The following is a 14,965-nucleotide window of genomic DNA, read 5'->3' as shown; positions in this document are numbered from 1 at the left end:
GCCTGACCTGGCCGAGGGTCGGGCTGAGCAGATGGTGTCGGAATCAACGGATCGTCGCCGCCTCGATGAACTCGTTGGTGGGCGCGGGGGGTGTCGCTGGAGCCGGGGCGCGAACTGGGGTGATCAAGTTCGTGTACTCCTCGATCAGCCGGTTCAAAGCCTCGGGCGGTTCGCTTGCCTGGAACTGCATGCGGATCTGCACTTCGTCGGGATCGCGGTTATCCCCTTGGCGGCCATGGCCGCCGATGGTGACCTTGAAACTCGCCGAGCGGTTTCCATCGGCTGGGGTGAGAGCTCGGCGTGCTTCGGTATTCTGGACGCGAACCGACAGGTCGACCTGCATCCGTTCGAGCGCCAACCCTTTGGGCGAAACCAGCGCAAAAAGGGGCACGCGCATCAAGTGTTGCCCATCCATGGCCACCTCGACCATCTTCGCGGTCATCGGTGCGCCCAGCTCTTGGTGATTGCAGTCGAAAAAACGATCGAACAGTTCAATGTACTGTTGCGCGATCATGCTGTTGGCGGCGCTCGCAGCTTCCTGCAGGCCGCGAGTGATTTCGCGCAGGTCAATGGAGGTCATGGGGGCGGGGCTCTTGTCCATGGGGTCGACTCATTGGGCCAAGTGGGTCCCCTGAAGAACCTTCAGGGGGACAGGTCGCGTCACGCCGTGAGTGCGTCGACGGTGGTCATGCCGTTGGGCGATTGCGCTCTTCCTGAGCCTCAGATGGCGGATTCGAAGGGCGCTCTTGCTGCGTGGCATCCTTTGCAAGAACGGGCTTGGTGGCGGCCTCCGTGAGGAAGTCGATCACCCTCATCATTGCCTCCGGTGGATCCTGGCGCTTGAGGGTCGTGTTGAATGCGTACCGCGCCCGGGTGTCGGTCTTGCGAGTTTGCGAGGACTTGTGGCTTACGCTGCCCTTGACGTTGAGTTTGAAGGGTCCCCAACCCAAGGAGGCGGCGGCTTCTGCGTTCACATCCCTGGCCGACGTGTCTTCGGACATCTGGTTGATGACCAGCTCGAATTCGACAGTACCGTTTTCGATGGCGATGTTGGGGTGGGTGATCGCCGCCATCAGCGGCACTTGCAGCGTCTTCTTGACCACGCCCTTTGATTGGCCCTGCTCGTCGACGATGGTCTCGTCGTAATCGAACTGAATGGCGACCGCCTTGCCGTCCTGTACGCAGACTTGCATGAGGAAGTCTGCGTAGGATTTGCTGGCGGTGACCTGGGCTTGGACCATGGCCTGCAATGGGCCTGCGATCATGCGGTCCATGGGCAGGGCGTTGATGACAGACCCGATTAAGCTGTTATCTATAGACATACTGGGTTCTCTTCTTAGGTTTCAGGTTGAGGGGGGGTATGAGTTGATAAAGCGTCGCTTATCGCAATGGCAAATCCTGACGGCGGATGTTGCCGATCTGGCGCAGGCTCAGCCCGTACTTATTGGCCAACAAGCTGCGCGAGAATCCGCTGGCGCTTTCTTTCTGAATCTGTTGGTTGCGCAGTTGGCGGACGAAATGATCAGCCTTGGGAATCTCGAGCGCGACACCTGCAAAGCGCTTGATCAGGGCGTCGAGTGCCTCAGCCGGTAACACATCAGCAAGCTTGGTACGATCGCGGTGCTTTGGAATGTACTTAGGCCTACCGCCAAACGCGCAGGTCAGCTGGTACGCGTTTTCTATGCCTATGCACTCAATCAATGCCTGTAACGATTGCGGCAATTGGCTGACGTCGATGTGGCTCAAGTCTGGCGTTTCCATATGACGCTCCTTCGAAAATGGTAGGGATCACCAGCGGCATAACGTCGAGGTGTGGCTGGATTTTCAGTGATAGCCGGCGGGGCCCGCTAGGCGCCATTAGGGCTGAGGGTTGTAGCTTCGGTTACTAGCTTATGCAGGCAGCGCAGTCTCACCGTGTAGGAAAACAGCATGTATGCGCTTGAGAATCGACTGTTGTCAGGGGGTGAGCGCAACGTATGGCATTTTGGGTACTAGCACCTCAGTCGCAGGGATAGGCACTGAGTAAACTGGCGCTGCTCACGCGCGCCTGTTCAAGGCTTCGCAGCTCCGATGGCACGGACCTCCAGTCCACTTGCACGCAGAGCGCGCGAAGGGGCTGCCCTTTACGGGATCCGATAATCCGGTCATCGAAGGTCCGGCGGTAGATCGCCTGGGTCTGGGACACAGGCCGTACATGGTCGGCCCCGGCCAGGGTCTGCTGCGCAAGTGCTGGCAATACAGCGGAGGGCACCTCGAAGCGCAACGAGGTGTTGTCAGGACTCAGGTAGCCAGCCTTTCGGACCCGTTGCCACAACTGTTGCCACTGGCTGCTCCCTGCTTGCTGGCTCAGCGTGTGCCCAAGCTCGAGCAGTGTTGCGCAAGGGACTTCAGTTGTAGTGAAAGCGTGCAGTGGCGTGGCGACCAGGCACAGCAAGAGGGTTGTCAGGCGCTTGTTCATGGGGCTCCCCACAGGTGTGATGAAGCCGTATGTTTTCAGCTGGCGATGCTACCAGGCAGCAGGAAATGCAGCGCCGGGGCGGGCGAACGTTGTATCATCTGCGCGGCTTGAGCAAAGCCATCTGTCCCGGATGTAGCAAGGAACCCTGATGACACACGTGCAGCGCCTGAAATATTCTCTCCTGATCATTCTGGTAGTCCTCGGGCTGATGATCGGTCTTTCCCACTTGCAAAAAGCCGGTACGATCAGCGAGCAGACCTTCCAGATGCTGGCTATCGCCATTGCCGTGGTCGTGGTCGTGATCAACGGCATACTACGACGCAAAGTCAGGCGCTGATGCTTGCCGGGCCAGTGGGCCGGCCCAGCTGCTCAGGGCGAAATAGTCCGCTCCAACAGGGCGCGTGCATGCGGATCAAGGCTGTAGCATTTGTCGGCCCCTAGCTGAATCACGCCTTCGGCGCATAACCGCTTGAGCACTTCTCGTACGCTGAGAAATGACAGCGGTATGTCCAATTGCTCCAGTTGCGCATGCACACCTCGCACCCCAATGCTTCTTCCATTTCGCTGCGCCGCGTGCAGGGTGTCTATCACTTTCAGCCGTATCAGGCTGGTACGCAGGCCGAAGCTGCGCAGCAACTCGCGTATCTGCTCGTTGCCGGTTCGTTCGTCGATCTGCGCGTCCTGCCCCGTCGTGGCATGCATCGGAGTTGGCGGGTTGTACATGTGAATGCTCCTTTTCCTGGACGAATCCGAACGATGGGTGCCTCTTTGAATAAGACGAATGAGCGCATGTAATCTGCAATGCAAAAGCAGAAAAAACTTGATCATTCGTTGGGTTTCCAGATCAAGCGGCCTCTTCTCCAGTCATGTCTTGGGCTCTGCGCGCTGGTGCCAGGCCTGAGCGCGGAGGCCGCCTAAACTCTACCCACGTTCGTTCGTTTCACCGGCATGAACCGTATTCGAGGAGTGCCCGTGTCCCCACTTATCCGCTCAAGTCGTTGTGCCGGTTTAGCCGCAGCGCTCATGGTTGCGGCCTTGACCGCACAGGCCGAAACCGTAGCGCAAGACGCCAGCGCCCAGATCCGTCGCACTACCTATGGCGTGCCGCATATCGTGGCCAAAGACGAAAGAGGGCTCGGTTATGGCATTGGCTATGCCTATGCCCAGGACAACCTTTGTTTGCTGGCTGACCAGGTGCTGACGGTCAGTGGTGAGCGCTCGCGCTATTTTGGTAGCCAAGGCCAGACCGTGGACCAGCGCGAGAACCTGGCCAGCGATGTGTTCTTCACGTGGCTCAACGCGCCGGCTCAGGTGCAGGCCTTTCTGGAGGCACAGCCCGCTGCCATCCAGGCCCTCCTGGCGGGTTATGCCAGTGGTTTCAATCGAGCACTGGCCGAGCGGCGTCAACAGGGCTTGCCTGCGGAATGTGGAGATGGCACGTGGGTGCGCGCCATCACCAGCCAGGACCTGGTCAAGCTTACCCGGCGGTTACTTGCAGAAGGTGGGGTCGGGCAGTTCGTCGAGGCCCTGGCCGGGGCGCACCCGCCTCAGAACGATGCCCAGCGACCCGCCGTCGCTTATGGGCAAGCGTTGGAGCAGCAGCAACGCTTTGCCACCCAGCGCGGCAGCAACGCCATTGCAGTGGGTGCCCAGCGTTCGCTCAATGGCCGAGGTTTGCTGTTGGCCAACCCGCATTTCCCTTGGGTGGGAGGCATGCGGTTCTACCAGATGCAATTGACCATCCCCGGTGAGCTCGATGTGATGGGCGCAGCGCTGCCAGGCTTGCCGATGGTCAATATTGGCTTCAATCGCCACCTTGCGTGGACCCACACCGTCGACACGTCCAGGCATTTCACCCTGTTTCGCCTGCAACTCGATCCAAAGGACCCAACCCGATACATGCTCGACGGCAAGTCGCTGCCGCTGACCCGTCAAAGCATCAGCATCATGGTCAAGGCCGCCGATGGCCAATTGCAGAAAGTTGAGCGTGTTCTGTACAGCTCGTCATTTGGCCCGATCGTCCGGTGGCCAGGGCGGTTGGATTGGGACAGACATACGGCTTACAGCCTGCGCGATGCCAACAGCGACAACACCCGCGTCTTGCAGCAGTGGTACCAGATCAATCGCGCTGACAGCGTGGCGGCGCTGACGCGTTCCGTCGAGCAGCTGCATGGCATTCCATGGGTCAACACCGTCGCTGTGGATGAAGGTGGCAAGACGACCTACCTGAACCAGTCGGTGGTGCCTTATGTCGACCAGGCATTGCTCGATGCCTGCGGGGGCGAACAGGCAGGCCCGTTGGTCGTGCTCGATGGTTCCCGCAGCCTGTGTAACTGGAAGGTTGACGGCCGCGCCGCCCAACCCGGTACGGTTCCGGCTGAACTCATGCCGCGCCTGGAACGCGATGACTTCGTCCAGAATTCCAATGATCCAGCCTGGATGACCAACCCTGCGCAGCCGCTGACAGGCTACTCCCCGTTGGTCAGCCGCAGTGATCAGCCTCTGGGCATGCGCGGGCGTTTCGCATTGGAACGTTTGCAAGGCAAGGCGCTGCTTGGTGTGGACGACCTGCAGCGCATGGTGACCGATGATGAAGTCTACCTTGCGCGTTTGTTGCTGCCGGATCTGTTGAACTGGTGCAAGCGTGCCCCCACAGATGTCGAGCCAGTGTGCCGTAGCCTGGCCAGCTGGAACGGCAAGGCCAACCAGCAGAGCAACATGGGGCTGGTGCACTTTCAAAACATCTACGATGCACTTGAGCAACAACCGCAGGTATGGCGAGTAGCGTTCGATCGCAACGATCCCGTGAATACCCCGCGTGGTTTAGCGGTGGAGCAGGCATCGGTGAGCAAGGTGGTTCATCAGGCGGCGCTTGCCTCACTCCGTCAAGTGGCCGAGGAGGGGATCGACCCGATGGCGCGGTGGGGGCAGGTGCAACAGGCCCATGATGGCACGCCAGTGCCGGGCGGCCCCCAGGCGCTTGGCGTGTACAACGCCATGTACAGTGTGCCGATGGGGCAGGGCAAGCGTCTGGTTGTCAGCGGCACCAGCTACCTACAGCTGGTCAGCTTCACCGACGATGGCCCCAAGGCACGCGGTCTGCTGGCGTTCTCCCAATCGAGCGAGGCGGCCTCGCCGCATGCCAGTGATCAGACCAAGGCGTTCGCCGCTGGTCAGCTGCATGATATGCCGTTTACAGAGAAGCAGATTAAGGCCGATCCGGCGTACCGGGCGATGATTATCCGTGAGCGAGATGAGCGGCCAGGCGTTCAGTGATTGTCGGTACGGGAGACGAGCCTTGCTGGTCTCCCGCATGCCTTGACTGTGAGCGTCGCGCGTTGCGTATGAGCATCAGGCCGACGCCTGATGCTGCGCTCAGGCGGGCTATCCCGTTGTCGAGCAGGTAGCGCTCAAGCGCTCAGGGAAACTCGAACGGCGCCAGCTGAAACCCTTGCGCGTCCACTTGCAAGGCCCAGGCCCGCTTGTCCCAGTCGCCCAGCACGATGCGCCGGGCCGGCTCCCCGTCCACCATCAGCTTGTGAATCGCCGGACGATGGGTGTGGCCGTGCACCAGCGTTCGCACGTGGTGCGCTGCCATGACCTTGGGCACTTCCTCGGGCGTGACGTCAACGATCTCCGTGGACTTCATTTGCGTCTGTGCGCGGCTTTCGCTGCGCAGCTTGCGTGCCAATTTCATCCGAACTGACAGCGGCAGGTGCCGAAGCAACCAGAGGCTTACAGGGTTGCGCAGTAACCGGCGCATTTTCATGTAGCCCACGTCGCGGGTGCACAAGGTATCGCCGTGCATCAGCAGCACCCGTTCTGCTCCCAACTCCACCACGCAGGGGTCGCTCAGCAGGGTGCAACCTGCGGCCTCGCAAAAGGCCTGGCCAATCAGAAAGTCGCGGTTGCCGTGCATCAGGTACACCGCTGTGCCGCTGTCACTGAGTCGGCGCATGGCCTGGCAGATCGACTGCTGGAAAGCGGTCATGGCATCGTCGCCGATCCACGCTTCGAAAAAGTCGCCCAGTATGTACAGTGCCTGGGCCTGGCGAGCACGACCTTCGAGCAGATCAAGAAACGCCCGGGTAATGTCCGGGCGTTCTTCTTGCAAGTGCAGATCAGAGATCAGCAGTATCACTCAATGATCTCGGCTTTCTCGATGATCACGTCGTCTTTGGGTACGTCCTGGTGGCCAGCACTCGAGCCCGTGGCAACCTTCTCGATGGCGTCGACGACTTCACGGCCTTCGATCACTTCGCCGAACACGGCGTAGCCCCAGCCCTGAGTGTTCTTGCCACTGTGGTTGAGGAAATCGTTGTCCGAGGCGTTGATGAAGAACTGCGCCGAGGCGGAGTGCGGGTCCATGGTGCGCGCCATGGCGATGCTGTACTTCTTGTTCTTCAGGCCGTTGTCGGCTTCGTTCTGGATGCTGGCGCGGGTTTTCTTCTGGGACATGCCGGCTTTGAAGCCGCCGCCCTGAATCATGAAGCCTTTGATGACACGGTGGAAAACGGTGCCGTCGTAGTGGCCTTCCTTGACGTACTGCACGAAGTTCGCGGTCGTCTGCGGCGCTTTCTCGGCGTCCAGTTGCAGGACGATGTCGCCGTGGTTGGTGCTCAGTTTGACTTTGGACATGCTGAAACTCGCTTTTTCAAGGCAATCGGAAATTGGGATGCGCTGGGCGCTGATTACTAACCAGACGCGGCATCAGGTGTTGGGGACACATGGCGCGCTTGCGCCATTTTGCCAAGGCTGCGGCAAAAAGGCGTGATAAAACACGCCAGTTTGGCGGAGCCCGACTGTCGGCAGCTTGACTGCTTCGGCTATGATAGGCCCTTTGATTCATTCGGCCTACCCAGGCCGGCTACGTGCATTCAAGGATCCTATGAGCAAGCCCACTGCCGACAACGCGCCCAACGCCGCTGCCAAAGGCGCCCCCGCTGTCCCTGCGAACTTCCTGCGGCCGATCATCCAGGCCGACCTGGACTCGGGCAAGCACGCCAGCATCGTCACCCGCTTCCCGCCAGAGCCAAACGGCTACCTGCACATCGGACATGCCAAGTCGATTTGCGTCAATTTCGGCCTGGCCAAGGAGTTCGGGGGTGTCTGTCACCTGCGTTTTGACGACACCAATCCTGCCAAGGAAGACCAGGAATACATCGATGCCATCCAACGCGATGTAAAGTGGCTGGGCTTTGACTGGGCCGGTGACGTTCGCTATGCCTCCAGCTACTTCGACCAACTGCACGCCTGGGCCGTCGAGCTGATCAAGCAGGGCAAAGCCTACGTGTGCGACCTCACCCCGGAGCAGGCCAAGGAATACCGCGGCAGCCTCAAGGAGCCAGGCAAGAACAGCCCGTTCCGCGAGCGCAGCGTGGAGGAAAACCTCGATCTGTTCGCGCGCATGAAGGCCGGCGAGTTCAAGGACGGCGAGCGCGTGCTGCGCGCCAAGATCGACATGGCGTCGCCCAACATGAACCTGCGGGACCCGATCCTCTACCGGATCCGCCATGCGCACCATCACCAAACAGGTGATACCTGGTGCATCTACCCCAACTACGACTTCACGCACGGCCAGTCGGATGCCATCGAAGGCATCACCCACTCCATTTGCACCCTGGAGTTCGAAGGTCACCGGCCGCTGTACGAGTGGTTCCTGGACAACCTGCCGGTGCCGGCGCATCCGCGCCAGTACGAGTTCAGCCGTCTTAACCTCAACTACACGATCACCTCCAAGCGCAAGCTCAAGCAACTGGTGGACGAGCAACACGTCGAGGGCTGGGACGACCCGCGCATGTCCACGCTGTCGGGCTTCCGCCGCCGTGGCTACACACCAGCATCGATCCGCAACTTCTGCGAAATGATCGGTACCAACCGCTCGGACGGCGTGGTCGACATGTCCATGCTGGAGTTCTGCATCCGCGACGATCTGGACCGCACTGCACCCCGCGCCATGTGCGTGTTACGCCCTTTGAAGGTGGTGATCACCAACTATCCCGAAGGCCAGACCGAGCAGCTCGAGCTGCCGCGCCACCCCAAGGAAGACATGGGGGTGCGCGTGCTGCCGTTCGCACGCGAGTTGTACATCGACCGTGACGACTTCATGGAAGAGCCGCCCAAGGGCTACAAACGTCTTGAGCCCAACGGCGAAGTGCGCCTGCGCGGTAGCTACGTCATCCGCGCCGACGAGGCGATCAAGGACGCCGATGGCAACATCGTCGAACTGCGCTGCTCGTACGATCCCGACACCCTGGGCAAGAACCCCGAAGGCCGCAAGGTCAAGGGCGTGATCCACTGGGTGCCGGTCGAAGGCAGCGTGGAGTGCGAAGTCCGCTTGTACGATCGGTTGTTCCGTTCGGCGAACCCTGAGAAGACCGAGGAGGGTGGCACTTTCCTCGACAACATCAACCCCGATTCGCTGCAAGTGCTCAGCGGCTGCCGTGCCGAGCCCTCGCTGGCCCAGGCGCAGCCAGAAGATCGCTTCCAGTTCGAACGCGAAGGCTATTTCTGTGCTGACCTCAAGGACAGTCAGCCGGGCCGCCCGGTATTCAACCGCACCGTCACATTGCGTGACTCCTGGGGCAGCTGAGGAACCATCGTGCTCACGATCTACAACACACTGACCAAGACCAAGGAGCCGTTCAAACCGTTGGACGGCAACAACGTGCGCATGTACGTCTGCGGCATGACCGTCTACGACTACTGCCACCTGGGCCATGGTCGCAGCATGGTGGCCTTCGACTTGGCCACCCGGTGGTTGCGCAAGAGCGGCTACAACCTGACGTACGTGCGCAACATCACCGACATCGATGACAAGATCATCAACCGGGCCAACGAGAACGGAGAAACCTTCGACGCACTCACCGCCCGTATGATCGACGCGATGCATGAGGACGAACGCCGCCTCAACATCCTACCTCCGGACCAGGAACCGCGCGCCACCGATCACATTGCCGGCATGCATGCCATGATCCAGACCTTGATCGACAAAGGGTATGCGTATGCGCCTGGCAACGGCGACGTGTACTACCGCGTCGGCAAGTTCGTGGGTTACGGCAAGCTCTCGCGCAAGAAGATCGAAGACCTGCGCATTGGTGCGCGGATCGAGGTCGGCGAGGCCAAGCAGGACCCGTTGGACTTCGTACTGTGGAAGGGCGTCAAGCCAGGCGAACCCAGCTGGGAGTCACCCTGGGGGCCTGGCCGGCCTGGTTGGCACATCGAGTGCTCGGTGATGTCCACGTGCTGCCTGGGTGAGAGTTTCGACATCCATGGCGGCGGCAGCGACCTTGAGTTCCCGCACCACGAGAACGAAATTGCCCAGAGCGAAGCTGCAACCGGCAAGCCGTACGCCAACGCCTGGATGCACTGCGGCATGATTCGCATCAACGGCGAGAAGATGTCCAAGTCGCTGAACAACTTCTTCACCATTCGTGACGTGCTGGAAAAGTATCACCCTGAAGTGGTGCGCTATCTGCTGGTGGCGAGCCACTACCGCAGCGCGATCAACTATTCGGAGGACAGCCTGCGTGATGCCAAGGGCGCACTGGAGCGGTTCTACCACGCCTTGCGTGGCCTGCCCCGTGTCCCGGCCAGCGGTGGGGATGCTTTCGTCGAGCGTTTCACTGCTGCGATGAACGACGATTTCGGTACGCCGGAAGCCTGCGCCGTGTTGTTCGATCTGGTCCGCGAGATCAACCGCCTGCGCGAGAGCGATGTGTCTGCAGCGGCAGGCTTGGCGGGGCGTTTGCGTGAGCTGGGTGACGTGCTGGGTGTGTTGCAGCTGGAGGCCGATGACTTCCTGCGTGCGGGCGCTGAAGGCAAGGTGGACGCAGCGCAGGTCGAGGGTTTGATCCAGGCGCGGTTGCAGGCGCGGGCCGACAAGAACTGGGCCGAGTCTGATCGCATCCGTGACCAGTTGACGGCCATGGGTGTGGTGCTTGAAGACAGCAAAGGCGGGACGACCTGGCGGTTGGCGGACTGATCTGGGGGGCGAGCTGATTGGGTTGCTCGCAACCCATGTCTAGCGCGCCTCGACTCCAAGATTGCCAAGCTAGTCGCCCTTGTCCTTGTCCTTGTCCTTGTCCTTACCGCTACGTGTTTCTGCTTCTGCTTCTAAGCGCGCGGTAGTCCAGGCGCCGCAGATCGCGACTTCAGGAGGCCGAGCGCAGGGCTTGCGGAGGGAGGTGACAGGCATGGATGCCTGTCAAGCGCTGGGCCCCAGGATGGGGCCTGCAGCGCGGTCCTCCCGGGAGCAAGCCCGGAGCGAGGGAACCCCGGAGCGCAGCGTAGGGGCCGGATGATAGGAGCAGGCGGTTTTTGCTTACTTTTTGACAAGACAAAAAGTGAGCCGCCGTAAGGGCGGAAGGGTGACTGTGCGCCACCCGCGCCAATGAATACCAACTTGCTGTATGCGCCCACGCTTTGAAGTTTGAAGTTTGAAGTTTGAAGTTTGAAGTTTGAAGTTTGAAGTTTGAAGTTCGATTGGGTTGGTGTGGGTATTGATAGAGCGCATAGTCCATTTGCGATGGCGACGCTTAATCACCTTTTCGCCCTTACGGCGAGTTACTTTTTGTCAAACGCCACAAAAAGTAACCAAAAAAGGCTGCGCTCCATTCATACGGCCCCTACGCTGCGCTTCGGGGTTCCCTCACTCCGGTCTTGCTCCCGGGAGGACCGCGCTGTAGGCCCCATCCTGGGGCCCAGCGCTTGACAGGCATCCATGCCTGTCACCTCCCTCCGCAAGACCTGCGTTCGGCCTTCTGAAGTCGCGAAGATCAAAAGCAAGAGCAAGAGCAAGAGCAAGAGCAAGAGCAAGAGCAAGAGCAAAAGCAAGAGCAAAAGCAAGAGCAAAAGCAAGAGCAAAAGCAAGAGCAAAAGCAAGAGCAAAAGCAAGAGCAAAAGCAGGATCAAGATCAAGATCAAGATCAAGATCAAGATCAAGATCAAGATCAAGATCAAGATCAAGATCAAGATCAACAGTAAACCGTTAAACTCTCCTTAGTGGAGCCATCTGGGTACGCGTAATGGTTATATTCAGAACAGTGGTCACGATATCTGCTGTGTATCTAGCAACTTGTAGGAGCGGCCTAGTGCCGCGATGGGCCGCAAAGCGGCCCTAAAAGACTCAAACACGAAATAGGAACTTTTGGATTTACTGCGCGGGTCCCCGCGCCGGTCCAGCGCCCCCTACAAGTCCGCTCCATGCCCGCACCACCGCAACGATTGCCAGCCCTGCACCGGCTTACTTAACCAAGCCCGCAAGAGGACAATGCAACACCAGCTTCGCCCCTCCCAGCCGACTTTCACCGATCTCCAAACCAAACCCATGCAAGTCCACGATCGCCGCCACGATGGACAGACCCAAGCCGAAGCCCGCATGCCGATGCCCCTCGTCGCTGCGATAGAACCGCTTGAGCACCGCAGTACGCTCCTGTTCCGCAATGCCAGGTCCCGTGTCTTCCACAGCCAAGTGCACGCCCGTGTCATCTTGGGAGGCTGCGATCTGTACCTGTCCTCCTTCAGGCGTAAACTTGATGGCGTTGCCCACCAGGTTGGCCAGCGCCTCGAACAACAGCTCGCGGTCGCCATGCAGCGCTGCCAGCTGCCCTGGTTGATGCAAGGTCAATTGGATGCCACCGTCCTCCGCCAATGGCAGGTAGAAATCGTGAAGTTCCACCAACAGGTCATGTGGGTCCAGCTGCGTGAACCCTGCACGACGCTGGCGATCTTCCAACTCACTGATCCGCAACAGCCCGCGAAAACGGGCCATTAGCGTATCGGTTTCACCAATGGCTTGGTCCAGCGCCTCCGCCTGGGCGGTATCGGCATCGCTTTGCTGGCGTATGCGGTACAGCTGCGCGCGCAGCCGCGTCAGCGGCGTACGCAGGTCGTGGGCGATGTTATCGCACACACCCTTGACCTCGTGCATCAGGCGCTCGATGCGGTCGAGCATGGCGTTGACGATGGCAGCCAGCATGTCCAACTCATCGCGCCGTGCCGACAGCGGCAAGCGATGGGTCAGGTCGCCCGCCACGATCAGTTCGGCCTGGGCCTGTACCGCACGGATGCGCTTGAGCGGCCTGCGCCTGAGCAGGTACCAACCTGCAAAACCCGGGATCAGCGTCAACGAGATGCCCCACAGCAAGGCGTCGAGGATGATACGTGTGACGACGAACAACGAGCCGTTGTCCCGGAACAACACCAACCAACGGCCATCCTGCACCTTGATCGCCACCGCATCGCAGCTATGGCGCGGCATGTTCGGATCGTCGGCATTCAGGCAGCGCTTGAGCTCGTGAATCTTGCCGTCCAGTGCCAGCTCAGGGGGCAGGGCACGCACACTGCCGCCCAACGGGTTGAGTTGCGCGTCGAACAGGCCATAGGCATCGAAACTGCGTTCTTCGAACGCCTGGCTGGCGATCAGGGCGTCGTCCAGTTGCTTGCCGCTCATGTGCGCGAACAGGTGTTGGCGCTGCAGCATCGAATGCCGGGTGAGTTTGTTCAGGTAGCTGGAAACCTCGAAGTACAGCACCCCCATGAGGATGCTGCTCCAGGCCACGAACAGAAAACTGTAAAGCGCCAGCAGCCGGCTCGTGGACGAACTCCAGCCCTTAGACGGGTTCAGCAATGGCATAACCGGAGCCCCGTACGGTACGGATCAACGGCGACTGGCCAGGCAGGTCGATCTTCTTGCGCAGGCGGCCGATGTGCACGTCAATGAGGTTGGTGCCTGGATCGAAGTGATACCCCCAGACTTCCTCGAAGATCATCATCCGCGTGATGACCTGACCGCTGTGACGCATCAGGTATTCGAGCAGTTTGTACTCGGTGGGGAGCAAATTGAGCGTGTGCTCGCCGCGCCGGGCTTCATGGGTGATGAGGTCCAGCTCCAGGTCGGCCACCTGCAGCTTAGTCTGCGTCATGGGCACACTGTTGCGGCGCAGCAAGACTTCGACGCGCGCTGCCATCTCGTCCGAGGCGAACGGCTTGGTCAAGTAGTCGTCGCCGCCTGCACGCAGGCCCCGCACCCGTTCATCCACGTCCGACAGCGCGCTGATCATCAGAATGGGCGTGGCGATCTTGAGATTGCGTAGGGTGGTGACGATGGTCAGCCCGTCCACCTCCGGCAACATGCGATCAAGGGTGATCAGGTCATAACCGCCGGCGATGGCCTTGGCCAGGCCCTCGCGGCCATTGTCGGCCCAGTCAACGTCCAAGCCATGGCTGTTGAGTTCAGCGACGATTTCCTGACCGGTGACGGCGTCGTCTTCGATGGTGAGTACGCGAGGCATGCGGGTTCCCGGGCATCCAGATGAAAGCCTGATTGTGCCAAAGAACGGCCAGCAGGCGATTTAAGAATAATTCATCTGGCGCCTGTTGCATTGCTTTGCTTGTTTATCGGCTTGCGTGGCACATGGGCAAGCAAGTACGACTCGGCTGTGAGAGGATAGGCCGCATCACAGCCAGGACCCGAACACAGCCTGATGAAGACACCCAAGAGAATCGAACCCCTGATTGAGGACGGCCTGGTCGACGAGGTACTGAGGCCGTTGATGAGTGGCAAGGAGGCCGCCGTGTACGTGGTGCGCTGTGGCAACCAGGTACGCTGCGCCAAAGTGTACAAGGAAGCCAACAAGCGCAGCTTCCGCCAGGCGGCCGAGTATCAGGAAGGGCGCAAGGTGCGAAACAGCCGTCAGGCCCGGGCCATGGCCAAGGGCAGCAAGTACGGGCGCAAGGAGGCCGAGGATGCCTGGCAGAACGCCGAGGTGGCCGCGCTCTTCCGGCTGGCCGGGGCAGGCGTCAGGGTACCCAAGCCCTACGACTTCCAGGATGGCGTGCTGCTCATGGAGCTGGTGACCGATGCCGATGGCAATGCTGCGCCCCGGCTGAACGATGTTTACCTCGAGGCGGACCAGGCGCGGGACTATCACCGGTTCGTGATCAGCCAGATCGTACTGATGCTCTGCTCGGGGCTCGTCCATGGCGACCTCTCGGAGTTCAACGTACTGCTGGGCCCGGACGGGCCGGTGATCATCGACTTGCCTCAGGCAGTGGACGCTGCGGCCAACAACCATGCGTTCAGCATGCTGCAGCGCGATGTGTCGAACATGGCGCACTATTTCGGACGCTTTGCACCTGAGCTGAAAGCCACCCGTTATGCGCAGGAAATGTGGGCCCTGTACGAAGCCGGCGAATTGCGTCCCGACAGTCCGCTCACGGGGTTGTTCGCTGAAGATGAGCAGGCAGCGGACGTGGCGGGGATCATGCGCGAGATCGATGCCGCCCGGCTGGACGATGCCCGCCGCCGTGAAGCGCGAGCCGAGGCCGAGCAGGCGCAACCCCAGGCTCAAGAGCCACCGCCGCCCTGGCTGCGCTGACACATCCAACCTGCCGGTGCGGGCGAACGCCATACATCAGGCTGCGCCGGCCAGGTTTTGGCCCGCGCGACGGTCATTGCCTTTGACGCAAGACAATATCTCGTCATTTGGCCTTTCCAGTGTCGCG

At 60.4% G+C, this 14,965-nt stretch carries 15 protein-coding genes; 6 read left to right on the top strand and 9 right to left on the bottom strand.

All coding sequences use genetic code 11. The features are described 5' to 3' along the window. Positions 1-43: 43 nt before the first annotated feature. The 4 genes from FH041_RS07455 to FH041_RS07440 all read right to left on the bottom strand — a co-directional run bounded on the left by FH041_RS07455 (position 44) and on the right by FH041_RS07440 (position 2,458). Complete coding sequence (locus tag FH041_RS07455; RefSeq protein WP_027915564.1) at positions 44-601, bottom strand: DUF2589 domain-containing protein; 558 nt, start codon at positions 599-601, stop codon at positions 44-46. Positions 602-686: 85 nt separating this feature from the next. Beyond that, a complete protein-coding gene (locus tag FH041_RS07450) occupies positions 687-1,322 on the bottom strand; it encodes a DUF2589 domain-containing protein (RefSeq protein WP_027915565.1) in 636 nt (211 codons plus the stop codon). A 58-nt stretch (positions 1,323-1,380) separates the two neighbouring features. Further along, positions 1,381-1,761 carry a Mor transcription activator family protein gene (locus FH041_RS07445; RefSeq protein WP_027915566.1) on the bottom strand — a complete coding sequence of 127 codons (381 nt, stop codon included), beginning with the start codon at positions 1,759-1,761 and terminating at the stop codon, positions 1,381-1,383. Between the two features lie 238 nt (positions 1,762-1,999). Then, positions 2,000-2,458 (bottom strand): hypothetical protein, encoded by a 459-nt coding sequence (locus FH041_RS07440; protein WP_027915567.1) that lies wholly within the window; start codon positions 2,456-2,458, stop codon positions 2,000-2,002. Positions 2,459-2,606: 148 nt separating this feature from the next. On the opposite strand from FH041_RS07440, the gene FH041_RS07435 reads away from it, so the two are divergent. Next, on the top strand, positions 2,607-2,795 hold the full coding sequence (locus FH041_RS07435; protein ID WP_023533551.1) for a hypothetical protein: 189 nt from the start codon (positions 2,607-2,609) through the stop codon (positions 2,793-2,795). Between the two features lie 32 nt (positions 2,796-2,827). Here the strand turns inward: FH041_RS07435 and FH041_RS07430 are convergent, their stop codons facing one another. Further along, positions 2,828-3,181, bottom strand: a complete 354-nt coding sequence (locus FH041_RS07430; protein ID WP_027915568.1) for a fe2+ zn2+ uptake regulation protein — start codon at positions 3,179-3,181, stop codon at positions 2,828-2,830. Positions 3,182-3,406: 225 nt separating this feature from the next. Here FH041_RS07430 and FH041_RS07425 point away from each other — a divergent pair, with 225 nt between their 5' ends. Next, entirely contained in the window at positions 3,407-5,734 is a 2,328-nt protein-coding gene (locus FH041_RS07425) for an acylase (RefSeq protein WP_050587346.1), read from the top strand. A gap of 142 nt (positions 5,735-5,876) precedes the next feature. Here the strand turns inward: FH041_RS07425 and FH041_RS07420 are convergent, their stop codons facing one another. Together FH041_RS07420 and FH041_RS07415 are read right to left on the bottom strand one after the other, a co-directional pair. Then, entirely contained in the window at positions 5,877-6,599 is a 723-nt protein-coding gene (locus tag FH041_RS07420; RefSeq protein WP_027915570.1) for a UDP-2,3-diacylglucosamine diphosphatase, read from the bottom strand. Then, on the bottom strand, positions 6,596-7,096 hold the full coding sequence (locus FH041_RS07415; protein ID WP_027915571.1) for a peptidylprolyl isomerase: 501 nt from the start codon (positions 7,094-7,096) through the stop codon (positions 6,596-6,598). Before FH041_RS07415 ends, FH041_RS07420 begins: the two co-directional genes overlap by 4 nt. A 250-nt stretch (positions 7,097-7,346) precedes the next feature. On the opposite strand from FH041_RS07415, the gene FH041_RS07410 reads away from it, so the two are divergent. The 3 genes from FH041_RS07410 to FH041_RS22705 all read left to right on the top strand — a co-directional run bounded on the left by FH041_RS07410 (position 7,347) and on the right by FH041_RS22705 (position 11,462). Then, positions 7,347-9,050: a glutamine--tRNA ligase/YqeY domain fusion protein gene (locus tag FH041_RS07410; protein ID WP_027915572.1), complete on the top strand. Its 1,704-nt coding sequence runs from the start codon at positions 7,347-7,349 to the stop codon at positions 9,048-9,050. Between the two features lie 9 nt (positions 9,051-9,059). Beyond that, entirely contained in the window at positions 9,060-10,442 is a 1,383-nt protein-coding gene (gene cysS / locus FH041_RS07405) for a cysteine--tRNA ligase (protein ID WP_027915573.1), read from the top strand. Positions 10,443-11,180: 738 nt separating this feature from the next. Beyond that, positions 11,181-11,462 (top strand): hypothetical protein, encoded by a 282-nt coding sequence (locus FH041_RS22705; protein WP_168199524.1) that lies wholly within the window; start codon positions 11,181-11,183, stop codon positions 11,460-11,462. Positions 11,463-11,702: 240 nt separating this feature from the next. Here FH041_RS22705 and FH041_RS07395 read toward each other — a convergent pair whose 3' ends face one another. Further along, positions 11,703-13,094: a HAMP domain-containing sensor histidine kinase gene (locus FH041_RS07395; RefSeq protein ID WP_027916477.1), complete on the bottom strand. Its 1,392-nt coding sequence runs from the start codon at positions 13,092-13,094 to the stop codon at positions 11,703-11,705. Continuing rightward, a complete protein-coding gene (locus tag FH041_RS07390) occupies positions 13,072-13,752 on the bottom strand; it encodes a response regulator transcription factor (RefSeq protein WP_027916476.1) in 681 nt (226 codons plus the stop codon). The genes FH041_RS07395 and FH041_RS07390 overlap by 23 nt, the downstream gene beginning before the upstream one ends. Before the next feature lie 192 nt (positions 13,753-13,944). On the opposite strand from FH041_RS07390, the gene FH041_RS07385 reads away from it, so the two are divergent. Then, positions 13,945-14,838, top strand: coding sequence for a PA4780 family RIO1-like protein kinase (locus tag FH041_RS07385; protein WP_027916475.1), 894 nt, complete (start codon positions 13,945-13,947; stop codon positions 14,836-14,838). Positions 14,839-14,965 lie beyond the last annotated feature (127 nt).

It is taken from the genome of Pseudomonas sp. SWI7 (assembly GCF_006351945.1).
Classification (GTDB): domain Bacteria; phylum Pseudomonadota; class Gammaproteobacteria; order Pseudomonadales; family Pseudomonadaceae; genus Aquipseudomonas; species Aquipseudomonas fulva.
The sequence above is the reverse complement of the archived record's forward strand: the minus strand, read 5'-3'. Positions and strand labels throughout refer to the sequence as shown.